The sequence below is a fragment of the Caballeronia sp. LZ032 genome (genome assembly GCF_031451315.1).
Classification (GTDB): domain Bacteria; phylum Pseudomonadota; class Gammaproteobacteria; order Burkholderiales; family Burkholderiaceae; genus Caballeronia.
The window spans coordinates 1,869,959-1,894,655 of record NZ_JARUXP010000001.1 but is presented as its reverse complement, the minus strand read 5'-3'; the positions used below and the strand labels follow the sequence as shown (position 1 = coordinate 1,894,655).

At 63.7% G+C, this 24,697-nt stretch carries 21 protein-coding genes and 1 tRNA gene; 21 read left to right on the top strand and 1 reads right to left on the bottom strand.

What is annotated here, in order from left to right:
* Positions 1–9: 9 nt before the first annotated feature.
* From QCE69_RS08800 to QCE69_RS08775, 6 genes are all read left to right on the top strand, one after another.
* Positions 10–1,884, top strand: coding sequence for an extracellular solute-binding protein (locus tag QCE69_RS08800; protein ID WP_309930336.1), 1,875 nt, complete (start codon positions 10–12; stop codon positions 1,882–1,884).
* Positions 1,885–1,909: 25 nt separating this feature from the next.
* Positions 1,910–2,953 (top strand): microcin C ABC transporter permease YejB, encoded by a 1,044-nt coding sequence (locus QCE69_RS08795; protein ID WP_309930334.1) that lies wholly within the window; start codon positions 1,910–1,912, stop codon positions 2,951–2,953.
* A 1-nt stretch (position 2,954) separates the two neighbouring features.
* Positions 2,955–4,076 carry an ABC transporter permease gene (locus tag QCE69_RS08790; protein WP_309930332.1) on the top strand — a complete coding sequence of 374 codons (1,122 nt, stop codon included), beginning with the start codon at positions 2,955–2,957 and terminating at the stop codon, positions 4,074–4,076.
* Entirely contained in the window at positions 4,073–5,671 is a 1,599-nt protein-coding gene (locus QCE69_RS08785; protein WP_309916916.1) for a dipeptide ABC transporter ATP-binding protein, read from the top strand. Before QCE69_RS08790 ends, QCE69_RS08785 begins: the two co-directional genes overlap by 4 nt.
* Positions 5,672–5,817: 146 nt before the next feature.
* Positions 5,818–6,474: a C40 family peptidase gene (locus QCE69_RS08780; protein ID WP_309919755.1), complete on the top strand. Its 657-nt coding sequence runs from the start codon at positions 5,818–5,820 to the stop codon at positions 6,472–6,474.
* A gap of 347 nt (positions 6,475–6,821) precedes the next feature.
* Complete coding sequence (locus QCE69_RS08775; protein WP_309808741.1) at positions 6,822–8,366, top strand: 2-isopropylmalate synthase; 1,545 nt, start codon at positions 6,822–6,824, stop codon at positions 8,364–8,366.
* Between the two features lie 77 nt (positions 8,367–8,443).
* Here QCE69_RS08775 and QCE69_RS08770 read toward each other — a convergent pair whose 3' ends face one another.
* Complete coding sequence (locus QCE69_RS08770; RefSeq protein WP_309916913.1) at positions 8,444–8,959, bottom strand: hypothetical protein; 516 nt, start codon at positions 8,957–8,959, stop codon at positions 8,444–8,446.
* A 209-nt stretch (positions 8,960–9,168) separates the two neighbouring features.
* Here QCE69_RS08770 and QCE69_RS08765 point away from each other — a divergent pair, with 209 nt between their 5' ends.
* The 15 genes from QCE69_RS08765 (at position 9,169) to nuoH (ending at position 24,668) form a co-directional block, all read left to right on the top strand.
* Positions 9,169–10,452 (top strand): branched-chain amino acid ABC transporter substrate-binding protein, encoded by a 1,284-nt coding sequence (locus QCE69_RS08765; protein ID WP_309916911.1) that lies wholly within the window; start codon positions 9,169–9,171, stop codon positions 10,450–10,452.
* Between the two features lie 162 nt (positions 10,453–10,614).
* Positions 10,615–10,884, top strand: a complete 270-nt coding sequence (gene rpsO, locus QCE69_RS08760) for a 30S ribosomal protein S15 (RefSeq protein ID WP_309808735.1) — start codon at positions 10,615–10,617, stop codon at positions 10,882–10,884.
* 344 nt (positions 10,885–11,228) lie between these two features.
* Positions 11,229–13,382, top strand: coding sequence for a polyribonucleotide nucleotidyltransferase (gene pnp, locus QCE69_RS08755; RefSeq protein WP_309916908.1), 2,154 nt, complete (start codon positions 11,229–11,231; stop codon positions 13,380–13,382).
* A gap of 203 nt (positions 13,383–13,585) precedes the next feature.
* Positions 13,586–14,602: an NAD(P)H-quinone oxidoreductase gene (locus tag QCE69_RS08750; protein WP_309916906.1), complete on the top strand. Its 1,017-nt coding sequence runs from the start codon at positions 13,586–13,588 to the stop codon at positions 14,600–14,602.
* A gap of 178 nt (positions 14,603–14,780) precedes the next feature.
* Entirely contained in the window at positions 14,781–15,554 is a 774-nt protein-coding gene (tpiA, locus tag QCE69_RS08745; RefSeq protein ID WP_309930330.1) for a triose-phosphate isomerase, read from the top strand.
* A gap of 93 nt (positions 15,555–15,647) precedes the next feature.
* On the top strand, positions 15,648–16,034 hold the full coding sequence (secG, locus tag QCE69_RS08740; protein ID WP_309930329.1) for a preprotein translocase subunit SecG: 387 nt from the start codon (positions 15,648–15,650) through the stop codon (positions 16,032–16,034).
* A 137-nt stretch (positions 16,035–16,171) separates the two neighbouring features.
* Positions 16,172–16,256 (top strand) — tRNA-Leu (locus QCE69_RS08735).
* A 213-nt stretch (positions 16,257–16,469) separates the two neighbouring features.
* Positions 16,470–16,829, top strand: coding sequence for an NADH-quinone oxidoreductase subunit A (locus tag QCE69_RS08730; protein ID WP_309808724.1), 360 nt, complete (start codon positions 16,470–16,472; stop codon positions 16,827–16,829).
* A 61-nt stretch (positions 16,830–16,890) separates the two neighbouring features.
* Positions 16,891–17,370: an NADH-quinone oxidoreductase subunit B family protein gene (locus QCE69_RS08725; protein WP_076786425.1), complete on the top strand. Its 480-nt coding sequence runs from the start codon at positions 16,891–16,893 to the stop codon at positions 17,368–17,370.
* Between the two features lie 20 nt (positions 17,371–17,390).
* Entirely contained in the window at positions 17,391–17,993 is a 603-nt protein-coding gene (locus QCE69_RS08720; protein WP_309916897.1) for an NADH-quinone oxidoreductase subunit C, read from the top strand.
* 9 nt (positions 17,994–18,002) lie between these two features.
* Entirely contained in the window at positions 18,003–19,256 is a 1,254-nt protein-coding gene (locus tag QCE69_RS08715; protein WP_309808716.1) for an NADH-quinone oxidoreductase subunit D, read from the top strand.
* Positions 19,257–19,409: 153 nt separating this feature from the next.
* Positions 19,410–19,895 (top strand): NADH-quinone oxidoreductase subunit NuoE, encoded by a 486-nt coding sequence (gene nuoE, locus QCE69_RS08710; RefSeq protein ID WP_309916891.1) that lies wholly within the window; start codon positions 19,410–19,412, stop codon positions 19,893–19,895.
* Positions 19,892–21,211 (top strand): NADH-quinone oxidoreductase subunit NuoF, encoded by a 1,320-nt coding sequence (gene nuoF / locus QCE69_RS08705; RefSeq protein WP_309808713.1) that lies wholly within the window; start codon positions 19,892–19,894, stop codon positions 21,209–21,211. Before nuoE ends, nuoF begins: the two co-directional genes overlap by 4 nt.
* A gap of 52 nt (positions 21,212–21,263) precedes the next feature.
* Positions 21,264–23,603: an NADH-quinone oxidoreductase subunit NuoG gene (gene nuoG, locus QCE69_RS08700; RefSeq protein ID WP_309808711.1), complete on the top strand. Its 2,340-nt coding sequence runs from the start codon at positions 21,264–21,266 to the stop codon at positions 23,601–23,603.
* Entirely contained in the window at positions 23,604–24,668 is a 1,065-nt protein-coding gene (gene nuoH, locus QCE69_RS08695) for an NADH-quinone oxidoreductase subunit NuoH (RefSeq protein WP_309808709.1), read from the top strand.
* Positions 24,669–24,697 lie beyond the last annotated feature (29 nt).

Here is a 24,697-nt window from a genome sequence, read left to right as displayed (position 1 = left end):
CCCAGGCACATGACGACTCGCCCGACGATCCGCTCATCCAGCGTCTCACGCCTGGTTCTATCCGGGTGGCTGGCCGGATCGATTGCACTGGCGGCGAGTCCGGCCTTCGCGGTGCATGCCATCGCGCAATATGGCGAGCCCAAATATCCGGCGGGCTTCACGCATTTCGACTACGTCAACCCCGACGCCCCGCGCGACGGCACGCTGGTGCTCGCCAATCCGAACCGCCTGACGAGCTTCGACAAGTTCAATCCGTTCACGCTGCGCGGCAATCCCGCGCCGGGTCTGTCGCTGATGTTCGAAAGCCTGACAACAGGCAGTTCCGATGAAGTCGCGACCGCCTACGGCCTGCTCGCCGACGACATCTCGGTGGCGCCGGACGGCATGTCGACCACCTTCCACATCAATCCGAAGGCGCGCTTCTCGAACGGCGATCCGGTCACCGCCGAAGACGTCAAATTCTCGTTCGAGACGCTGAAGAGCCCGCTGGCTGCGCCGCAGTTCGCGGTGTATTTCGGGCAGATCGCGCGCGCGGTGATCGTCGATCCATTGACCATCCGCTTCGAGTTCAAGGCCGCGACGCGCGAAATGCCGCTGCTCGCGGGCGGCATTCCGGTGTTCTCGCGCAAGTGGGCGATGAAGCACGACGGCACGCGCGTTCCGTTCGACCAGATCGCGTTCCAGAAGCCGATCGGCAGCGGCCCGTATCTGATCGACCATTACGACAACGGCCGCACCATCTCGTACCGGCGCAATCCGGACTACTGGGGCGCGGCGCTGCCGGTGCGGGTCGGCACGAACAACTTCGCGCACATCGACTACAAGCTCTACGGCGATCCCACCGCGCGCCTCGAAGCCTTCAAGGCCGGCGAGTACGACGTGCTGGTCGAGTACATCGCGCGCAGCTGGGTGCGGCGCGACATCGGCAAGCGCTTCGACAACGGCGAACTGATCAAGCGCGAATTCCCGCAGCACAACGGCACCGGCATGCAAGGCTTCTTCATGAACACGCGCCGGCCGCTGTTCAAGGACGTGCGCGTGCGTCAGGCGCTGGATCTCGCGCTCGACTTCGAATGGCTCAACCGGCAACTCTTCTTCAACCAGTACCGGCGCATCGACAGCTTCTTCGTCAACACGGACCTGCAGGCGAAAGGCCTGCCGAGCGAAGGCGAGCTCGTCATCCTGAATCCGTTGAAGGCGCAACTGGACCCGTCGGTGTTCGGCCCGATGCCGCGCCAGCCGGACACCGATCCGCCCGGTTCGCTGCGCGCCAATCTCATCAAGGCGCGCGAGCTGCTGGCGCAGGCGGGCTGGACCTATCGCGACGGCGCGCTGCGCAACGCGAAAGGCGAGCCCTTCGTCTTCGAGATCCTCGACGATACCGGCGGCGGCGCGTCGATGGAGCCGGTCGCGGCCGCGTTCGGGCGCAATCTGCAGAAGCTCGGCATCACGATGAACTTCCGCACCGTGGATTACGCGCTGATCCAGAAGCGCCTCGATGCCTTCGACTTCGACATGACGAGCGTGCGCATGCCCGACGTGCAGGTGCCGGGCACGGAACAGGTGTCGCGCTTCGGCAGCCAGTCGGCGAACGAGCAGGGTTCGGACAATCTGGCGGGCGTGAAGTCGCCGGCCGTCGATGCCATCCTGCAGAAGGTGGTGTCCGCGCAGACGCGCGAGCAGCTGGTCGACGCCACCCACGCGCTCGATCGCGTGCTGATGAACGGCTACTATGTGGTGCCGCACTGGTACTCGGCGACGCATCGCGTGGCGTATCGCAACACGCTGGCGTATCCGTCGACCTTGCCGCTGTACTACAGCGCCGAGGAATGGATCATCTCGACGTGGTGGGCGCAGCACGCGCCCGCGGCGCCAACCCAATAGCCGATCTAGCCGAATAGGGCGCGCCATGTGGAGCTACATCCTTAAACGCATTCTGTTGATGATCCCGACGCTGCTTGGCGTGCTGACGCTGACCTTCGTCGTGATCCAGTTCGTGCCGGGCGGTCCGGTCGAGCAGGCAGTGCACGACCTGCGGCGCGGACAGTCCGAAGGGGGCGGCGGTGGTTTCGGATTGCGCACGCACACGGGCGTCGATGCGCAGCAGGTCGAGCAGTTGAAGAAGCTCTACGGCTTCGACAAGCCGCCGCTGCAGCGCTATGTGCTGATGCTCGGCAAGTTCGCGCGCTTCGATCTCGGCGACAGTTATTTCAGGCATCAGAGCGTGTGGTCGCTGATCGTGTCGAAGCTGCCGGTGTCGATCAGCATCGGCCTGTGGACCTTCTTCATCACCTATCTGATATCGGTGCCGCTCGGCATCGCGAAGGCGGTCAGGAACGGCTCGAAGTTCGATGTCGCGACGAGCCTGATCGTGCTGATCGGCTTTGCGATTCCAGGCTTCGTGCTCGGCGTGCTGCTGCTCGTGCTGTTCGGCGGAGGCACCTTCTGGCAGCTGTTCCCGCTGCGCAATCTCACCTCCGACAACTGGGCCACGCTGTCGCTCGGCGGCAAGATTCTCGATTATCTGTGGCACATCACGCTGCCGGTGACGGCCTCGGTGGTGGGCAGCTTCGCCATCGTCACGATGCTCACCAAGAACGCCTTCCTCGACGAGATCCGCAAGCAATACGTGCTGACCGCGCGCGCGAAGGGCCTTTCCGAGCGCCGCGTGCTGTGGAAGCACGTGTTCCGCAATGCGCTGCTGCCGTTGATCGTCGGCTTTCCAGCGGCGTTCATCGGCGCGTTCTTCACCGGCAGCCTGCTGATCGAGACGCTGTTCTCGCTCGACGGGCTCGGCCTGCTGTCCTATGAATCCGTGGTGCGGCGCGACTATCCGGTGGTGCTCGGCACGCTCTATCTCTTCACGCTGATCGGCCTCGCCACGAAGCTCATCTCGGACCTGTGCTACGTCTGGGTCGATCCACGCATTCAATTCGAACAACTGGAGCGCTGATTTGAATCGAGCCGCTTCATCCCGCTCCTCACGGCGCGACGCACACGGCAGCGACGCCCGGCCGCTCAGCTTCGAAAAATCCATTCCGCCCGGACGGCGCGTGTGGCAGCGCTTCAAGCGCAACCGGCTGGGCTACTGGAGCCTCGTCGTGTTCGTCGTGGCGTTCGTCATCAGCCTCGCCGGGCCGCTGTGGTCAAACGACAAGCCGCTCGTCGTGCGCTATCAGGGGCATCTGTACTTTCCGCTCGTAAAGACCTATGCGGAGACCACGTTCGGCGGCGACTTCCCCACGCCCGCCGATTATCTCGATCCCTACGTGCGCGACCGTTTCAGCGCGCCGGGCAACTTCGCGATCTATCCGCCGAATCACTACTACTACGACACGCTCAACTACTTCTCGAAGGGCTCGAATCCGGCGCCGCCGTCGCGCGAGAACTGGCTCGGCACCGACGACCGCGGCCGCGACGTGTTCGCGCGGCTCGTGTACGGCTTTCGCGTGTCGGTGCTGTTCGCGCTCGTGCTGACGGCGATCGGCACGCTGCTGGGCGTTGTCGCCGGCGCGGTGCAGGGGTATTTCGGCGGGCGGATCGACATCACGGGGCAGCGGCTCATCGAAGTCTGGAGCGCGTTGCCCGAGCTATACCTGCTCATCATCTTTGCGTCGATCTTCGAGCCGAGCCTGATCCTTTTGATCATCCTCTTGTCGCTGTTCGGCTGGATCGGTTTGTCGGACTACGTGCGCGCCGAGTTCCTGCGCAACCGCACGCAGGATTACGTGCGCGCCGCCCGCGCGATGGGCCTCTCGAACTGGCAGATCATCTGGCGCCACGTCTTGCCCAACAGTCTCACGCCGGTCATCACGTTCCTGCCGTTCCGCATGAGCGGCGCCATTCTCGCGCTGACGAGCCTCGACTTTCTCGGGCTGGGCGTGCCGTCGCCGACGCCATCGCTCGGTGAGTTGCTCGCGCAAGGCAAGGCCAATCTCGATGCCTGGTGGATCTCACTGTCCACCTTCGGCGTGCTGGTCGCGACGCTGCTCCTGCTGACCTTCATGGGCGATGCGCTGCGCAACGCGCTCGACACGCGTATCGCCGATGCCGTGAAAGCCGGAGGCGGGCAGTGAACGAACCGCTGTTGTCCATCAAAGACCTGCGCGTGCGTTTCGGCGACACGCTGGCCGTCGACGGCGTCAATCTCGAGATCCACGCGGGCGAACGCGTGGCGCTGGTCGGCGAATCGGGTTCGGGCAAGAGCGTCACGGCGCTGTCCATCCTGCGGCTGCTGCGCGAAGCCGAACTGTCCGGCTCGATCCGCTTCGCCGGCGAAGAGCTGCTCGACAAGAGCGAGCGCGCGATGCGCGGCCTGCGCGGCTCCGACATCGCGATGATCTTCCAGGAGCCGATGACGGCGCTCAATCCGCTCTACACGGTGGGCGACCAGATCGGCGAGACGATCCAGCTGCACGACGGCACCACGCCGCGCGAGGCGCGCCGCCGCGCGATCGCACTGCTCGCGCGCACCGGCATCACGGAGCCCGAGCGGCGCGTGGACAGCTATCCGCATCAGTTGTCGGGCGGCCAGCGCCAGCGGGTGATGATCGCGATGGCGCTCGCGTGCCGTCCACGCCTCCTGCTCGCCGACGAACCCACGACGGCCCTCGACGTGACGATTCGCGCGCAGATCGTTGAACTGCTGCTCGAACTGCAACGCGACGAAGCCCAGCAGCGCGGCATGGCGGTGCTGCTGATCACGCACGACCTGAATCTCGTCAGGCGCTTCGCGGAGCGTGTCGCGGTGATGGAGAAGGGCGTGCTGGTGGAGAGCGGCACGGTGGAAAGCATCTTCGCGTCGCCGCAGCATCCGTACACCCAGCGGCTGCTGGCCAGCAAGCCGAAGCGCAGCGTGCTGCCGGTGCTGCCGATCGCGCCCGTCCTGCTCGACGCGAAAAACGTCTCCGTCGCTTACCCGACGCGCCTGCCGGGCTTGCAAGGCTGGTTCCGGCGCGGCCGCTTCAAGGCCGTCGACGACGTCACGCTGACGGTGCGGCAGGGCGAGACGCTCGGGATCGTCGGGGAATCGGGCTCCGGCAAGTCCACCCTGGCGATGGCGCTGCTCGGCCTGCAACGCATCTCGCACGGCGCGGTGCAGTTCCAGGGCCGCGCGCTCAGCGAGTTCCAGGGGCGCGAGCAAACCGCGCTGCGCTCCAATCTGCAAGTGGTGTTTCAGGATCCGTTCAGCTCGCTGTCGCCGCGGCAGACCGTCGAGCGGATCGTCGGCGAGGGGCTGGCGCTGCATCGCCCGGAACTGGATGCCGCCGCGCGCCAGGCACGGGTGGTGGCGGTGTTGCGGGAAGTCGGAATGGAACGCTCGGCGCTCACGCGCTATCCGCACGAGTTCTCGGGTGGCCAGCGGCAGCGCATCGCGATCGCCCGCGCGCTGGTGCTCGAACCGAGCATCCTGATCCTCGACGAACCCACCAGCGCGCTCGACGTGTCGATCCAGACTCAAGTCCTGGCGCTGCTCGCCGACATTCAGAAGAAGCACAACCTGGGCTACGTCTTTATTAGCCACGACTTACAGGTGATCGGCGCGATGGCACATCGCGTCGCGGTGATGCGAAATGGTTTTATCGTGGAGTCGGGCGAGGTAGAGAAGATTTTTTCAAACCCCTCCGACGAATACACGCGAAAGCTTCTGAGCGCGGCCCTCGAATCCTAAAATCTTTCTTTTTCACCAATTGGGTGCCCGTCTCAATTGTATTTTTCTATTTCTTTTGACAGGTAAATACTTTGTGGCTAGTATCCTTCCAAACTTTCTGCTATCTCCCTGATTTAACAGCTTTTAATTGTAAAACCTACCGACCGATGCAGCCACTATCGTTGACTCAGACATGCGCGCGCGCCGCCGCGGGCATGTTGATCGGCCTCCTGATGACAGCAACTTCCGGCGCGTTCGCCGACGAAGTCAGCAGTAGCAGCCAGAATGCCGGCAACGGCCTTTTCTCCTCCAGATCCATCGATACCGCAAACACCGACGCCGCCAGCAGCCAGGGCGGCGCAAAGTCGTTTCTGTCGGGCATGGCGAGCAAGGCGGGCGACGTCGTCGTAGGCGCGCTCAACATGATCGGCGTGCGTTATCGCTGGGGCGGCAATTCGCCGGATTCCGGTCTCGATTGCAGCGGCTTCGTCCGCTACGTGTTTCAGGACACGCTCGGCATGACGCTGCCGCGCCGCGCCGAGGAAATGAGCCGCGTCGGCGAGAAGGTCCGCGTGTCGGATCTGAAACCCGGCGATCTCGTGTTCTTCAACACGATGCGCCGCTCGTTCTCGCACGTGGGTATCTACATCGGTGACAACAAGTTCGTGCACTCGCCGTCCACCGGCAGCACGATCCGCGTCGACGACATGGAAGACGGCTACTGGGAGAAGCGTTTCCAGGGCGCGCGCCGGATCGACAACGCGCAAATCGGCGACGGTTCCGAATTGCGCCAGCGCGTGAGCGCGAGCATCGGCGGATATTGATTGCCGCTGTGAAGGAAAATCGAAAGCCTGCCTCCTGACCGGACGCAGGCTTTTTGTTTTTGGCGGCCTTGAGATTCAGCGAACGGAACGCCTGATTGCACGCGCTTCGGAAAGCCGTTATAGTTTTTGAATGCGTTTTTTCCTGTTCCCCTTCCTGTCGGTCCAAGCTGGTGCGTCGCTACGCGCACTATCGCTACTAGCGCGCCTACCGCGCTGATCTTTCTCGCCTCCCGTCTGCTCGTCCTGTCAGGTTTTCGACGCCAGCGGTGGCGCGAACACCCGAATTCCCTTTTGCATTTCCGCGCGTCATTTCCAACACTTGAACACTCTCCCCACTGGAGCCCAACATGGCAGCAGACAAGTTGATCATCTTCGACACCACCTTGCGTGATGGCGAGCAGTCCCCCGGCGCGTCGATGACGAAGGAAGAGAAGATCCGCATCGCGAAGCAGCTGGAGCGCATGAAGGTGGACATCATCGAGGCGGGCTTCGCGGCCAGCTCGAACGGCGATTTCGACGCCATCCACACCATCGCCTCGCTCGTGAAGGACAGCACGGTCTGCTCGCTGGCCCGGGCCAACGACAAGGACATCCAGCGCGCCGCCGACGCCCTCAAGCCCGCCGGCCAGTTCCGCATTCACACGTTCATTGCCACGTCGGCGCTGCACATGGAGAAGAAGCTGCGCATGACGCCGGAGCAGGTCTACGACCAGGCGCGTCTCGCCGTGCGCTTCGCCCGCAAGTTCACCGACGACGTCGAGTTCTCGCCGGAAGACGGCAGCCGCTCGGACATCGACTATCTTTGCCGCGTCCTTGAAGCGGTCATCGATGAAGGCGCGCGCACCATCAACATCGCGGACACGGTCGGTTACGGCGTGCCCGAGCTCTACGGCAATCTCGTGAAGACGCTGCGCGAGCGCGTGCCCAATTCCGACAAGGCGGTCTGGTCGGTGCACTGCCACGACGACCTCGGCATGGCCGTCGCCAATTCGCTGGCCGGCGTGCAGATCGGCGGCGCGCGTCAGGTGGAATGCACGATAAACGGTCTCGGCGAGCGCGCGGGCAATACGTCGCTGGAAGAGATCGTGATGTCGGTCAAGACGCGCAAGGATTACTTCGGTCTGGATCTCGGCATCGACACGTCGCAGATCGTGCCGACCTCGAAGCTCGTTTCCCAGATCACCGGCTTCGTCGTGCAGCCGAACAAGGCGGTGGTCGGCGCGAACGCGTTCGCGCACGCGTCGGGCATCCACCAGGACGGCGTGCTGAAGGCGCGCGACACCTACGAAATCATGCGCGCGGAAGACGTGGGCTGGGCCGCGAACAAGATCGTGCTCGGCAAGCTCTCGGGCCGCAACGCGTTCAAGCAGCGTCTCGAAGAACTGGGCGTGCAGCTGGAGTCCGAAGGCGAAGTGAACGCCGCGTTCGCGCGCTTCAAGGAACTCGCGGACCGCAAGGCCGAGATCTTCGACGAAGACATCATGCAGATCGTCTCCGAGGAATCCGCCGAGGCGCAGGCCAAGGAGCATTTCCGCTTCGTGTCGCTGAAGCAGCATTCCGAGACGGGCGAGCAGCCGCAGGCAAAGGTCGTGTTCGCGGTGGAAGGCGCCGAGGTCACGGGCGAAGCGCGCGGCAACGGTCCGGTGGACGCGACACTGCACGCGATCGAATCGAAGGTGGACAGCGGCGCGGAACTCGTCCTGTATTCGGTCAACGCCATCACCACCGGCACGCAGGCGCAGGGTGAAGTGACGGTGCGTCTGTCGAAGAGCGGGCGCATCGTGAACGGCGTGGGCACGGATCCGGATATCGTCGCGGCGTCGGCGAAGGCTTATCTGGCTGCGTTGAACAAGCTGCACTCGAAGGTCGAGAAGCTCAACCCGCAGCTCTGATTCCGGCGCGTCTTGCAGACATGAAAAAGCCCTCGCGAGAGGGCTTTTTTCGTTGCTCGTGCGCAAACGGCAGGCGCTCAGAACATGTTGCGCCGGTCCGGATCGTGCAGCGGATCAGGCGTTTTCTGTGTCATGCGCAGGATGCCCTGATCGTCGAAATAGAAGTTGTACATCAGGTACCAGATGTTCGCCTCCATGTAGCGATAAGTCCAGACCTGGCGTTTCATCAACGGGAAGTACGAGGTTTCGACCGGCCGGCCGAAATTCAGCAGCACATCCGCCTTCGTCCAGGTGCCGATCTGCGCCTTGTAGAACTCGTTCTCGTCGAGCACCTGGCGCACGCTGACGATTTTCCCCGAACTGTCGATGTCGGCAGCCGTCGTGAACTCGCCGAGCGGCTGCGTCGGCCACATCAGGCGCTTGCCGCCGCTGGGCAGGTCGTAGACTTCGCGCGGCGGGCCGAGGCGCGCGGTGATCGTGGATGCATCCGCGCCCGCCTGATAGTTCTGCCACGGCTGGGCGCAGGCGGACAGCAGGAGCGCGGCGCCCGCGCCCGCCAACAGGGCGCGCAGGCGAAAGAGGGGATACGACATGGCAAGCCTCCGGCATGTGGAGATCCTCTCGATGGCGAGGATCGTTCATTCGATCTTTTCCGTGATTCTGACATGCGCGGACGCCGAATCACGCTCCGCGACGCTGCGGCATCCGGGCCGATCTGTCGGCAATGGCGCACCCGCGGCGCACTTGCGCGGCGCGGGCGCGGGGGCCTATGATCCGCGCTTTCAGCGAATGGGCGGCAGGCATGAAGAATCGAATCGGCGCGCGCGGGGCGCGATGGCTGTGCGTGGCGGCGTGGGTGATCGGGGCTCAGGCGGCAAGCGCCGCCGGCCCCGCGCCGATCAAGCTCGCGATGATCGAGGGCATGTCCGGGCCGTTCGCCAACGCCGGGGCGATGGTCGAGCGCAACCTGCAGTTCGGCGTCGAGCGGGTGAACGCGCAGGGCGGCGTCCAGCTCGCCGACGGCCGGCATCCGCTGCAACTGGTCGTGCTCGACGGCAAGGGCGGCAGCGAGGCGAGCCTGGTACAACTGCGCGCGGCGATCGACGACGGCATCGGTTTCGTGATGCAGGGCAACAGTTCGGCGGTGGCGGCGGCGCTGGTGGCGGCGATCGACCGGCAAAACGCGCGCGATCCGCAACATCGCGTGCTGTTCCTCAACTACTCCGCCGACGACCCCGCGCTCACCAACGACGCCTGCAGTTTCTGGCACTTCCGCTTCGACGCCCATGCGGGCATGCGCATGGACGCGCTCGCGGACGCGCTGAAGGACGATCGCGCGCTCAGGAAGGTGTATGTGCTGAACCAGGACTACAGCTTCGGTCATGACGTGAGCCGCGAGGCGCAGCGCGCCTTGAGGGAGCGCCGGCCGGATATCGCAATCGCGGGCGACGAGTTTCATCCGATCGGCCGCGTCAAGGATTTCGCGCCCTACATCGCGAAAATCCGCGCGAGCGGGGCGGACGCGGTCATCACCGGCAACTGGGGCAACGATCTCACGCTGCTCGTCAAGGCCGCGCGCGAACAAGGCCTCGACACCAAGTTCTACACTTTCTACGGCAACAGCCTGGGCGCGCCGGCCGCGCTCGGCGACGCCGGCGTGAAGCGTGTGATTGCGGTGGCGGACTGGCATCCGAACGTGGGCGGCGCGGCATCGGATGCGTACTACCGCGCGTTCCGCACGCGCTATCCCGCGGCCGCCGACGACTATCTGGTCGCCCGCATGCCGCTGATGGTGGAAATGCTGGCCGTCGCGATGAGACGCGCGGGCAGCGCCGATCCGCTGGCGGTGGCGCGTGCGCTGGAAGGCATGCAGTTCGACGGCGAGGGCTTCCATCCGTCGACGATGCGCGCCGCCGATCACCAGCTGATCCAGCCCCTGTATGTCATGGAGATGGACCGCGCCGGCACAGCGGGTGTGAAGCTGGACAACGAGGGCTCGGGCTACGGTTTCCGGACGCTGCTCGCCATCCCGGCTGACAAGACCGCCCAGCCGACCACCTGCCGTATGACACGCCCTGACCGGTGAGGGTCGTGGGCGGCGCGCGCCTGTGCTATACTCCGCGCTTCGCCTTCAGTCGGCCTTTCCGTACCAGCAGGCCAACATGAAGACGAAGCGAAACATGAAACCCGTAACCCCACGGCACGGCCTTTCTTCCGTGACCGCCTGTCTGTATCAAAGGAAAAGCAAATGTCCGTAGCAGAGATCAAGAAATCCGACATCGTCGCCGAATACGCGCGCGGCGCCAACGACACCGGCTCCCCCGAAGTGCAAGTCGCACTGCTCACGAGCCGCATCAACGAACTCACTTCCCACTTCAAATCGCACTCGAAGGATCACCACAGCCGCCGCGGTCTGCTGCGCATGGTGAGCCGTCGCCGCAAGCTGCTCGACTACCTGAAGGGCAAGGACGCGGACCGCTACCGCTCGCTGATCGAGAAGCTGGGTCTGCGCAAGTAATTGGCGCATATGTGGCTTCATAGCCGCCTTTGAAACAGAGTGCCTGTGTCAGTCCGCTGATACAGGCACTTTGTTTTTGTACGGTCTGGCGATGAAGTGGTGTTCGATCGCTTAACCGCGCGCGACACATCCAGGATGATTTCGGCAGTACACATGCTTTACCCGGATGCTCCATCCGGTTCGACACCCGGTCCGGCCTCGCGGCAGAGCTTTGTGTCATTCCAGCGCGGCACGCCGCGCGATCGAGGCGCGACGTACCGCGCTGGAATGGCATAACACACCTCTTACGCGCGGCTTGGGATCGTCCCGCCAGCGTCAAGGGACGCTGGCGCAACGTATAAGGAGTGGAAATGTTCAATAAGATCGTCAAGGAATTCAAGTGGGGCCAGCATAACGTCCGTCTCGAAACGGGCGAGATCGCCCGTCAGGCGAGCGGCGCCGTGATCGTCGACGTGGAAGACACCGTGGTGCTGGCCACCGTCGTCGGCGCGAAGAGCGCCAAGCCGGGTCAGGACTTCTTTCCGCTGACCGTCGATTACCTCGAGAAGACCTACGCTGCCGGCAAGATCCCGGGCGGCTTCTTCCGCCGCGAAGGCCGTCCGTCGGAAGGCGAAACGCTGATTTCGCGCCTGATCGACCGTCCGCTGCGCCCGCTCTTCCCGGAAGGTTTCTATAACGAAGTGCAGGTCGTGATCCACGTCCTGTCGCTGAACCCGGAAATCCCCGCCGACATCCCCGCGCTGATCGGCGCCTCCGCCGCGCTCGCCGTGTCGGGCCTGCCGTTCAACGGTCCGGTCGGCGCCGCGCGCGTCGCCTACATCAACAACGAGTACGTGCTGAACCCGACGCGCCCGCAGATGAAGGAATCGGCGCTGGACCTGGTGGTCGCGGGCACGGAACGCGCGGTGCTGATGGTCGAATCCGAAGCCCAGCAGCTGTCCGAAGAAGTCATGCTCGGCGCGGTGGTGTTCGGCCACGAGCAGATGCAGACGGCCATCGACGCCATTCACGAACTCGTGCGCGAAGGCGGCAAGCCGGAGTGGGACTGGGCGCCGGCGCCGAAGAACGAAGCGCTGATCGCGCGCGTCACCGAAATCGCGAAGCCGGAACTCGAAGCCGCTTACCAGCTGCGCGACAAGTCGGCGCGCTCGGCCAAGCTGAAGGAAGTGTACGCAGCGGCCTCGGCGAAACTGGAACAGGATGCCGCTGCAAGCGGCACGGTGGCGGCCGACAAGGCCACCGTCGGCAACGTGCTGTTCGACATCGAAGCGAAGATCGTCCGCACGCAGATCCTGAATGGCGAGCCGCGCATCGACGGCCGCGACACGCGCACCGTCCGTCCGATCGAAATCCGCACGGGCGTCCTGCCGCGCACGCACGGCTCGGCGCTGTTCACGCGCGGCGAGACCCAGGCGCTCGTCGTCGCGACGCTGGGCACGAAGGGCGACGAGCAGAACATCGACGCGCTCGAAGGCGAATACCGCGAGCGCTTCATGCTCCACTACAACATGCCGCCGTTCGCGACGGGCGAAACGGGCCGCGTCGGCTCGCCGAAGCGTCGTGAAATCGGCCACGGCCGTCTGGCCAAGCGCGCGCTGGTCGCGTGCCTGCCGGGGCCGGACGAGTTCGGCTATTCCATTCGCGTGGTGTCGGAAATCACGGAATCGAACGGTTCGTCGTCGATGGCTTCGGTGTGCGGCGGCTGCCTCGCGCTGATGGACGCCGGCGTGCCGATGAAGGCACACGTCGCGGGCATCGCGATGGGCCTGATCCTCGAGGACAACAAGTTCGCCGTGCTGACCGACATCCTCGGCGACGAAGATCACCTCGGCGACATGGACTTCAAGGTGGCCGGCACGGCGCAAGGCGTGACCGCGCTGCAGATGGACATCAAGATCCAGGGCATCACGAAGGAAATCATGCAGGTCGCGCTCGCGCAGGCGAAGGAAGGCCGCATGCACATCCTCGGCAAGATGACCGCGGCGGTGCCGAGCACGAACACGGAACTGTCGGACTACGCGCCGCGCATGATCACCATCAAGATCAATCCGGAGAAGATCCGCGACGTGATCGGCAAGGGCGGCTCGGTGATCCGCGCGCTGACGGAAGAAACCGGCACGACCATCGACATCTCCGACGACGGCGTCGTGACCATCGCGAGCACGTCGAGCGAAGGCATGGCCGAGGCGAAGAAGCGCATCGAGAACATCACGGCCGAAGTGGAAGTCGGCCAGATCTACGAAGGTCCGGTGCTCAAGCTGCTCGACTTCGGCGCGATCGTGAACATCCTGCCGGGCAAGGACGGTCTGCTGCACATCTCGGAGATCGTCAACGAGCGCGTGAAGGACATCAACGACTATCTGAAGGAAGGCCAGGTCGTGAAGGTCAAGGTCATCCAGACGGACGAGAAGGGCCGCGTGCGCCTGTCGGCGAAGGCTTTGCTGAACGAAGCCGCGCAACCCGCCCAACCCGCGGAACCGACGCAGCCGCAGCAGTAATGCGGTAATGTGTTGACGGCCGGCCGCATGCGCGAGCCGGCCGTTTTCTTGTCTGACGCGTGTCCGTGGCATGAGAGCGGATGCGCCGCCGGACTGGATCACAGTGTGACGTGCGAGTGCGGGAGTATCGATTGCTTCCGCGCGCACAGTGTCATCCGGTTCGAATCATTCCGAGCGCGATCACGGGTTCCAGGGGAGAGGTCATGAAAGCCATCGAAATCACCGAGTTTGGCGCGCCCGAAGTCTTGAAACTGGGCGAGCGGCCGCAGCCCGCGCCCGGCAAGAAGGAAGTGCTCATCAAGGTGTCGGCGTCGGGCGTGAACCGCCCGGATGTACTGCAGCGCAAGGGCGCGTATGCACCGCCGCCGGGCGCGTCGGACCTGCCGGGACTGGAAGTGGCGGGGGAGATCGTCGATGGCGACTTCGATCCAAAGCACAATCCGTTCGGTCTGAAGAAGGGTGATCGCGTGTGTGCGCTGCTCGCGGGCGGCGGTTATGCCGAATACGCGGTCGCGCCGCTCGAACAATGTCTGCCGGTGCCGGCGGGCTTGTCCGACATCGAGGCTGCGTCGCTGCCGGAAACCTTCTTCACCGTGTGGAGCAACGTGTTCGAGCGTGCGCATCTCGGCGCGGGCGAGAACGGCGAGGAAGAGACGCTGCTGGTGCAGGGCGGGTCAAGCGGGATCGGCGTAACGGCTATCCAGATTGCGAAGGCGCTCGGGTTTCGCGTATTCGCGACGGCCGGCACCGATGAAAAATGCCGCGCGTGCGAAGCGCTCGGCGCGGAGCGGGCGATCAACTACAAGACGGAAGATTTCGTCGAAGTGGTGAAGTCGCTGACCAACGACCGTGGCGTCGACGTGATTCTCGACATGGTGGCCGGCGACTATCTGCCGCGCGAACTCAAGGCGCTCGCCGACGGCGGCCGTGTCTGCGTAATCGCGCTGCTCGGCGGCTCGAAGGCGGAAATCAATCTGAACGACATCTTGCGGCGCCGGCTGGTCATCACCGGTTCGACGCTGCGGCCGCGTCCGGTCGCGTTCAAGGCGAAGCTCGCGGCGAAGTTGAAGGAACGCGTGTGGCCGGAGATCGAGGCGGGGCGCATCAAGCCGGTCATCCATCAGGTGTTTCCGGCCGCTGAAGCCGCGGCCGCGCACGCGCTGATGGAAAGCAGCACGCATGTCGGCAAGATCATGCTCGACTGGCGCGACGCTTCCTGAAGTGAGGTTCCGTAACGTGCCTAGGATGCAAGGCACTTTTGCCGGTTTGACCGGTTTCGTCGGATCACAGTAAAATCGCCTGTTTTATAAATGGTTTTCCATTTATAAAAGCTTTCTTCCAATTACAGACAGGGCGGCTGCTCCGCATCAAGCAGCAAGCCGCCGATCGACGAGACTTATGTCCACACAACGAGCGAAACTGGTGGTTGGCAACTGGAAGATGCACGGTCGCATCAGCGAGAACGCGGCCCTGCTGACCGAAGTCGCCGCCGGAGCATCGGCTTTGCAGAAGGACGTGCGCGTGGGCGTGTGCGTACCGTGCCCTTATCTCGCGCAATCGCAGGCGCTGCTGGGCGGATCCGTGGTGAAGTGGGGCGTGCAGGATGTGTCGGCGCATGCCGGCGGCGCCTACACCGGCGAAGTCGCTGCGGAAATGGCCGTGGATTTCGGCGTCACGTATGCAATCGTGGGTCATTCGGAGCGTCGCGCGTATCATCGCGAAAGCCCGGAACTCGTCGGCGCGAAAACGCTGCGCGCGCTCGAAGCGGGTCTCACGCCCATCGTCTGTGTCGGCGAAACGCTGGAAGAGCGCGAGTCGGGCGCGACCGAGCAGGTCATCGGTACGCAGCTGGACGCTGTGCTGGCGCTGCTGAGCGAAGAGCAGGCGGCGGGCATCGTGGTCGCTTATGAGCCGGTCTGGGCCATCGGCACCGGCAAGACCGCGCAGCCGGAACAGGCGCAGGCGGTTCATGCGTTCCTGCGTCGCAAGCTGCAGGAGAAGGGCGCAGCAGTGGCCAACGCGTTGCTGCTGTACGGCGGCAGCGTCAAGCCGGACAATGCGCGGGAATTGTTTGCACAAGGCGACATCGACGGCGGCCTGATCGGCGGCGCATCGTTGAAGTCGAAGGATTTTCTGGCGATCTGCCGGGCCGCGCAAACCGCCTTGCAATAAGGTGTTCGCAAGCGGTCAGCACGCAGGGCAGATCAGGGAAGCACATTGAGACACGCAAGTGTCACTGAAACATCAGGAATCGGGTGAGTTGAAATGCTGTATTTGAAGACATTGATTATCGTCGTCCAGTTATTGTCGGCGCTGGGCGTTATCGGACTGGTGCTGCTGCAGCACGGCAAGGGCGCCGACATGGGCGCGGCATTCGGCAGCGGTTCGTCGGGCAGCCTGTTCGGCGCAACCGGATCAGCGAATTTCCTTTCGCGTACGACGGCCGTCCTCGCCGCCGTGTTCTTCGTGACGACGCTGGCGCTGACCTATCTCGGCAGCTACAAGCCGCAGGCGTCCGCGGGTCTGCTGGGTGACGCACCGGTGGCCGCTTCGGCTGCGGTTCCGGCCTCGGGCGCGGCTTCCACGCCGGCTGCTTCGGGTGCTGCGCCTGCTGCCGCTTCGTCCGCGCCAGGCAACGACGTACCGAAATAATCGGCTCGAACGCCAAAACAAATTTCTCGCGAAATCTGCATTTTGTGCGTTGAACAATTCCGAAGGGCCAGTTATAATTCAAGTCTTGAAGCGATTCGCGGCAATTAAGAAGTAGTTTTCCCGGATTGCAGTACAGTGCCGACGTGGTGAAATTGGTAGACACGCTATCTTGAGGGGGTAGTGGCGAAAGCTGTGCGAGTTCGAGTCTCGCCGTCGGCACCAAAGTTATCCAATGCCAGCCGCATGCATCGCTTCGGCTGGCATTGTCACTTCTGGAGTACCCTTACGGTTCTGAAGCGGTGCTGCTCGCCGTGAGGCGACTGTCACAGTGTGCTGATATCGTGAGCGGTCCCAAGTGAATCCCCTGCCGGGTGGTTTGTCCCGGCTGAGGCGCTCAATCAATAACAGACCATCTCTACCGAACAGAGGATAGCCTTGAACCTCGCACCCTATTACCCCGTCTTCTTGTTTCTTCTGGTGGGCCTTGGTTTAGGTATAGCGTTGGTCAGCATTGGCAAGATCCTCGGTCCCAACAAGCCCGACACCGAAAAAAACGCGCCTTACGAGTGCGGCTTCGAAGCGTTCGAAGACGCGCGGATGAAGTTCGATGTGCGTTACTATCTCGTCGCAATTCTTTTCATCATTTTCGACCTTGAGACTGCGTTCCTGTTTCCGTGGGGTGTGTCCCTGCGCGAGATCGGCTGGCCGGGCTTCATCGCGATGATGATTTTCCTGCTCGAATTTTTGCTCGGCTTCGCCTACATCTGGAGAAAGGGCGGGCTCGACTGGGAATGACGGTTAGATCACCGGATTCATGGGCGGCTTTGGCTGGCAGCTCATCTGGAGTGGACAAGAAATGAGTATCGAAGGGGTCTTGAAGGAAGGCTTTGTCACCACCACGGCTGACAAGCTGATCAACTGGACGCGCACCGGCTCGCTGTGGCCGATGACGTTCGGCCTCGCCTGCTGCGCGGTCGAGATGATGCACGCGGGTGCGGCCCGCTATGACCTGGACCGCTTCGGCGTCGTGTTCCGCCCGAGTCCGCGTCAGTCCGACGTCATGATCGTCGCCGGGACGCTGTGCAACAAGATGGCGCCCGCGCTGCGCAAGGTGTACGACCAGATGGCCGAGCCGCGCTGGGTCATCTCCATGGGCTCGTGCGCGAACGGCGGCGGCTACTACCACTATTCGTATTCCGTCGTGCGCGGTTGCGACCGGATCGTGCCGGTGGATGTCTACGTCCCCGGCTGTCCTCCGACCGCCGAAGCGCTGGTCTACGGCGTGATCCAGTTGCAGGCGAAGATTCGCCGCACCAACACCATCGCCCGTAGTTAAGGGCCTGAGTCTCCCCAACTATGGCAAGCAAACTCGAGACCCTCAAAGCGAACCTCGAGACGGCGTTTGGCGGCCGTCTCCAGAGCATTACGGAGTCGCTCGGGCAAGTGACGATCGTCGTCAAGGCGCCGAACTATCTGGAAGTCTGCAAGCAGCTGCGCGATGATCCGTCGCTGCGCTTCGAGCAGCTCATGGACCTCTCCGGCGTGGACTATTCCACCTACGGCGACGGCGCCTACGACGGCCCGCGCTTCGCCGCCGTCAGCCATCTGCTTTCCGTTTCGAACAACTGGCGCGTGCGTGTGCGCGTGTTCGCCCCGGACGACGAAGTGCCCATCGTGCCTTCGGTGGTCGACATCTGGACCTCGGCGAACTGGTACGAGCGCGAAGCGTTCGACCTCTACGGCATCGTGTTCGAAGGCCACCCCGACCTGCGCCGCATCCTGACGGACTATGGCTTCATCGGTCATCCGTTCCGCAAGGACTTCCCGGTGTCCGGCTACGTGGAAATGCGCTACGACCCGGAAGAGAAGCGCGTGGTGTATCAGCCTGTGACGATCGAACCGCGCGAAATCACGCCGCGCGTGATTCGCGAAGATCGCTATGGCGGTCTGAAACATTAAGAGAACGCCATGGCAGAGATCAAGAACTACACGCTGAATTTCGGCCCGCAGCACCCGGCAGCGCACGGCGTGCTGCGCCTCGTGCTCGAACTCGACGGCGAAGTGATCCAGCGCGCGGACCCGCACATCGGTCTGCTGCATCGCGCGACCGAGAAGCTCGCCGAAACCAAGACCTTCATCCAGTCCGTGCCGTACATGGACCGTCTCGACTACGTGTCGATGATGGTCAACGAGCATGGCTATGTGATGGCGATCGAGAAGCTGCTGGGCATCGACGTCCCGGTGCGCGCCAAGTACATCCGCGTGCTGTTCGACGAAATCACGCGCGTGCTGAACCACCTGATGTGGATCGGCTCGCACGCGCTCGACGTCGGTGCGATGGCGGTGTTCCTGTACGCGTTCCGCGAGCGCGAAGACCTGATGGACGTCTACGAGGCGGTGTCCGGCGCGCGCATGCACGCGGCGTACTATCGCCCGGGCGGTGTCTATCGCGACCTGCCGGACGCGATGCCGCAATACAAGGCATCGAAGATCCGCAACGCGAAGGCCCTCGACAGGATGAACGAGAACCGCCAGGGCTCGTTGCTCGACTTCATCGAAGACTTCTTCAACCGTTTCCCGGGTTGCGTCGACGAGTACGAAACGCTCCTCACCGACAACCGCATCTGGAAGCAGCGTCTCGTGGGCATCGGCGTGGTGAGCCCGGAGCGCGCGCTGCAGATGGGCCTGTCCGGCGCGATGCTGCGCGGCTCGGGCATCGAGTGGGATCTGCGCAAGAAGCAGCCGTACGAAGTGTATGACCAGCTGGACTTCGACATTCCCGTCGGCGTGAACGGCGATTGCTACGACCGCTATCTGGTGCGCGTGGAAGAAATGCGCCAGTCGGTCCGCATCGCCAAACAGTGCATTGCGTGGCTGCGCAAGAATCCCGGCCCTGTGATGGTCGATAATCACAAGGTTGCGCCGCCGTCGCGCGTCGGCATGAAGAGCAACATGGAAGAGCTGATTCACCACTTCAAGCTCTTCACCGAAGGTTTCCACGTGCCGGAAGGCGAGACGTACGCGGCCGTGGAGCACCCGAAGGGCGAGTTCGGCATCTATCTGATCTCGGACGGCGCCAACAAGCCGTATCGTCTCAAGATTCGCGCGCCGGGCTATGCGCATCTCGCATCGCTCGACGAAATGGCGCGCGGCCACATGATCGCCGACGCCGTGACGATCATCGGTACGCAGGACATCGTGTTCGGCGAGATCGATCGCTGATCTCCCTTGCCGCGTGAGCGGCGCGCTCATCGAGCCGCCGCGCATGAAAACGCGAGTGCAATAACAGGAATCCGCGGGAACGCCAGGTCTGCCGCAACGTGAAGGGCGCGGCGGGTTTTCGTTCGGTAGGAATTGAAAGAGTCGTGTCTGAAAATGATCTCAGCTGAAGGCCTGAAAGAAATCGATCGCGCAGTCGCGAAATATCCCGCCGAGCAAAAGCAGTCGGCGGTGATGGCGGCGCTCGCGGTCGCCCAGGAAGAGCATGGTTGGCTCTCGCCCGAACTCATGCAGTTCGTGGCGGACTACCTGAGCATGCCGCCTGTCGCCGTGCAGGAAGTCGCGACGTTCTACACGATGTACGAGCTCAGGCCGGTCGGCAAGCACAAGGTCACGCTCTGCACGAACCTGCCTTGCCAGCTCGGGCCGGACGGCGGTTCCGACAGCGCGGCCGAGTATCTGAAGCAGAAGCTGGGAATCGATTTCGGCGAAACCACGGCCGACGGCAAGTTCACGCTGAAGGAAGGCGAGTGCTTCGGCGCGTGCGGCGACGCACCGGTGATGCTCGTGAACAACCATCGCATGTGCAGCTTCATGAGCCGCGAGAAGATCGACCAGTTGCTCGAGGAACTTTCGAAATGACGTCACTCCACGATCGGCACATCAAGCCGCTGATCCTCGCCGGCCTCAATGGCGAGAACTGGCATCTCGAAGACTACGTCGCGCGCGGCGGCTACAAGCAGCTGCGCCGCATCCTGGAAGAGAAGATCCCGCCGGAGCAGGTGATCGCCGACGTCAAGGCGTCGGGTCTGCGCGGCCGCGGCGGCGCGGGCTTCCCGACCGGCCTGAAGTGGAGCTTCATGCCGCGTCAGTTCCCGGGGCAGAAGTATCTCGTCTGCAATTCGGACGAAGGCGAGCCGGGCACGTTCAAGGACCGCGACATCCTGCGCTGGAACCCGCATTCGCTGATCGAAGGCATGGCCATCGGCGCGTACGCGATGGGCATCACGGTCGGCTACAACTACATTCACGGCGAGATCTTCGAGGTCTACCGCGTGTTCGAGGCCGCGCTGGAAGAAGCGCGCCAGGCCGGCTATCTCGGCGCGAACATCCTGGGCTCGGGCTTCTCGTTTGAACTGTATGCGCATCATGGCTATGGCGCGTACATCTGCGGCGAAGAAACCGCGCTGCTCGAATCGCTGGAAGGCAAGAAGGGCCAGCCGCGCTTCAAGCCGCCGTTCCCGGCGAGCTTCGGCGTGTATGGCAAGCCGACCACGATCAACAACACCGAGACCTTCGCGGCCGTGCCGTTCCTGCTGGAAATCGGCCCGCAGAATTACCTCGAGCTCGGCAAGCCGAACAATGGCGGCACGAAGATCTTCTCCGTCTCGGGCGACGTGAATCGTCCGGGCAACTACGAGATTCCGCTCGGCACGCCGTTCTCGAAGCTGATGGAACTGGCTGGCGGCGTGCGCGGCGAGAAGATCAAGGCGGTGATTCCGGGCGGATCGTCGGCGCCGGTGGTGCCGGGCGACATGATGCTCGCCACCGACATGGACTACGATTCCATCGCCAAGGCCGGCTCCATGCTGGGCTCGGGCGCGGTGATCGTGATGAACGAAACGCGCTGCATGGTGCGCTCGCTGCTGCGTCTGTCGTACTTCTACTATGAAGAGTCGTGCGGCCAGTGCACGCCGTGCCGCGAAGGCACCGGCTGGCTGTATCGCGTGGTGCATCGCATCGAGCACGGGCTGGGCCGCAAGGAAGATCTGGATCTGCTGAACTCGGTCGCCGAGAACATCATGGGCCGCACCATCTGCGCGCTGGGCGACGCAGCGGCGATGCCCGTGCGCGGCATGCTCAAGCACTTCTGGGACGAATTCGAATATCACGTCGAGCACAAGCACTGTGTTGTCGGCGGACATGCGCACGCGCCGTCCGAAGCGCTGACCGCGTAATCAGGCGCGCAGTCAGATGCGCGAGACAAGAGGTTGAGGACCATTCCCCATCATGGTTGAACTAGAAATTGACGGCAAGACGGTCGAGGTGCCCGAAGGCAGCATGGTGATCCAGGCTGCGCACAAGGTCGACACGTACATTCCTCACTTCTGCTATCACAAGAAGCTTTCGATCGCGGCGAACTGCCGTATGTGCCTGGTCGAGATCGAAAAGATGCCGAAGGCCGTGCCGGCCTGCGCGACGCCCGTGTCGAACGGCATGGTCGTGCGCACGACCTCCGACAAGGCCGTGAAAGCCCAGCAGTCGGTGATGGAATTCCTGCTGATCAACCACCCGCTCGACTGCCCGATCTGCGATCAGGGCGGCGAATGCCAGCTGCAGGATCTGGCCGTCGGTTACGGCAAGTCGCAGTCGCGCTACAGCGAAGAAAAGCGCGTGGTGTTCCACAAGAACGTCGGTCCGCTCATCTCGATGGAAGAGATGTCGCGCTGCATCCATTGCACGCGCTGCGTGCGCTTCGGCCAGGAAGTGGCCGGCGTGATGGAGCTCGGCATGCTGGGCCGCGGCGAGCATTCGGAAATCACGTCCTTCGTCGGCAAGACGGTGGACTCGGAACTGTCGGGCAACATGATCGACCTGTGCCCGGTCGGCGCGCTCACGAGCAAGCCGTTCCGCTACAGCGCGCGGACGTGGGAACTGTCGCGCCGCAAGTCGGTGAGCCCGCATGATTCCGTCGGCGCGAACCTGGTGGTGCAGGTGAAGAACAACCGCGTGATGCGCGTTCTGCCGATGGAAAACGAAGCCATCAACGAATGCTGGATCTCGGACAAGGACCGCTTCTCGTACGAAGGCCTGAACAGCGAAGAACGTCTCACCACGCCGATGCTCAAGCAAGGCGGCAACTGGATCGAAACCGACTGGCAGACCGCGCTCGAATACGTGGCGAAGGGCCTGAAGGGCATCCAGGCGGACCATGGCGCGAACGCCATCGCCGCACTGGCCACGCCGCACAGCACGGTCGAGGAACTGCACCTGCTGAAGGCGCTGGCTGAAGGCGTCGGTACGCCGAACGTGGACTTCCGTCTGCGTCAGCATGATTTCTCGGCGCCGGTCGGCGTCGGCGCACCGTGGCTCGGCACGAAAATCGCCGATCTGTCGTTGATCGACACGGCTTTCGTGATCGGCTCGTTCCTGCGCCGCGATCATCCGCTGTTCGCCGCGCGCCTGCGTCAGGCCGCGAAGAGCGGCGCGAAGATCACCTTCCTCAACGCCAGCAACGACGACTCGCTGATCCCGACCGCGCATCGCCTGGTCGCGGCGCCGTCGGCGTGGCTCGATCAACTTGCGGGCATCGCGGCAGCCGTGGCGGAAGCGCGCGGCGTCGCACTGCCGGACGCGTTCGCGGGCCGTGAAGTATCGGCGGCGGCGAAGGACGTGGCGGCATCGCTGTCGGCGGGCGAACAGCGCGTCGTGCTGCTGGGCAACGTGGCGGTCCAGCATCCGGACTTCGCACAGATCCAGGCGGCTGCGCAGTGGATCGCCGACAACACCGGCGCCACGCTCGGCTTCCTCACGGAAGGCGCGAACTCGGTCGGCGCGTATCTCGTCGATGCGGTGCCGGGCGAGGGCGGTCTCAATGCCCGCGAAGTGTTCGAACAGCCGCGCAAGGGCTACGTGCTGCTGCACGCCGAGCCGGAATTCGACACGGCCAATCCGGCGCAGGCCATTGCCGCGCTGAAGGCTGCGGAAATGGTTGTCGTGATGTCGCCGTTCAAGCACGGCATGGACTACGCAGACGTGCTGCTGCCGGTCGCGCCGCACACGGAAACCTCGGGCACCTTCGTCAACGCGGAAGGTACGGCCCAGTCGTTCAACGGCGTCGTGCGCGCGCTGGGCGACACGCGTCCGGGCTGGAAGGTTCTGCGCGTGCTGGGCACGATCCTGGGCCTGTCGGGCTTCGAATTCGATACGGCGGAAGAAGTGCGCGTCGCGGCGCTGGGTACGGGCGACCTGACCGCGCGTCTGTCGAACAAGACCTCGGTGGCGGCAACGCGTGCTGCGTCGAACGTCGCGCTGAACGGCAGCGGCCTGCAGCGTCTCGCCGATGTGCCGATCTATCACGCCGACGCACTCGTGCGCCGGGCCCCGTCGCTGCATCTGACGGCGGCTGCGCGTGACGCGAACGTCGCGGGCCTGCCGACCGCGCTGTTCGACAAGCTCGGCCTCAAGGACGGCGAAGCGGTGCGCATCAAGCAGGGCAACCTGTCGGTGACGCTGCCCGCGGTCCGCGATGCGAACCTGGCGGAATCGGTGGTCCGCGTGTCGGCGGGCACGACGGCTGGCGCCGCGCTCGGCGGCCTGTTCGGTGAACTGGTAGTGGAGAAGGCGTAAATGGGCTTGTTCGATACGATCAACGCAGGCGGCACGCAGCTTCTCGGCGTCGCATGGCCGACGGTGTGGGCGGTGGTCCGCATCCTGGTGGTTTCGGTGGTCATCCTGCTGTGCGTGGCGTACCTGATTCTCTGGGAACGCAAGCTCATCGGCTGGATGCACGTGCGTCTTGGCCCGAACCGTGTCGGTCCCGCCGGTCTGCTGCAGCCGATCGCGGACGTGCTGAAGCTTCTGCTGAAGGAAGTGATTCAGCCGACCGCCGCCAGCAAGTGGATCTACATGATCGCGCCGATCATGACCGTGGTGCCTGCGTTCGCGGTATGGGCGGTGATCCCGTTCCAGGCGAAGGCGGTGCTGGGCGACATCAACGCGGGTCTGCTGTACGTGATGGCGATCTCGTCGATCGGCGTGTACGGCGTGATCCTGGCGGGCTGGGCGTCGAACTCGAAGTACGCGTTCCTCGGCGCGATGCGCGCGGCGGCGCAGATGGTGTCCTACGAAATCTCGATGGGCTTCGCGCTCGTCGTGGTGCTGATGGTGGCCGGCACGCTGAACATGTCGGACATCGTGCACTCGCAGCAGCGCGGCATGTTCGCGGGCTGGGGCGTCAACTTCCTGTCGTGGAACTGGCTGCCGCTCCTGCCGATGTTCGTCGTGTACTTCATCTCGGGCATTGCTGAAACGAACCGTCACCCCTTCGACGTGGTGGAAGGCGAATCGGAAATCGTCGCGGGCCACATGATCGATTACTCCGGCATGGCGTTCGCGCTGTTCTTCCTGGCCGAGTACATCAACATGATCGTGATCTCGGCCATCGCGACGACGCTGTTCCTCGGCGGCTGGGATGCGCCGTTCGGCTTCCTGTCGTTCATTCCGGGCGTATTCTGGTTCGCCTTCAAGGTTTTCCTGCTGCTGTCGGTGTTCATCTGGGCGCGCGCGACGTTTCCGCGTTACCGCTACGACCAGATCATGCGTCTGGGTTGGAAGGTGTTCCTGCCGGTGTCGGTGATCTGGGTGGTCGTGGTCGGTTTCTGGATCATGTCGCCGCTCAACATCTGGAAGTAGTCGGACGAAGCCAGCAAAAGAGCGCAGGA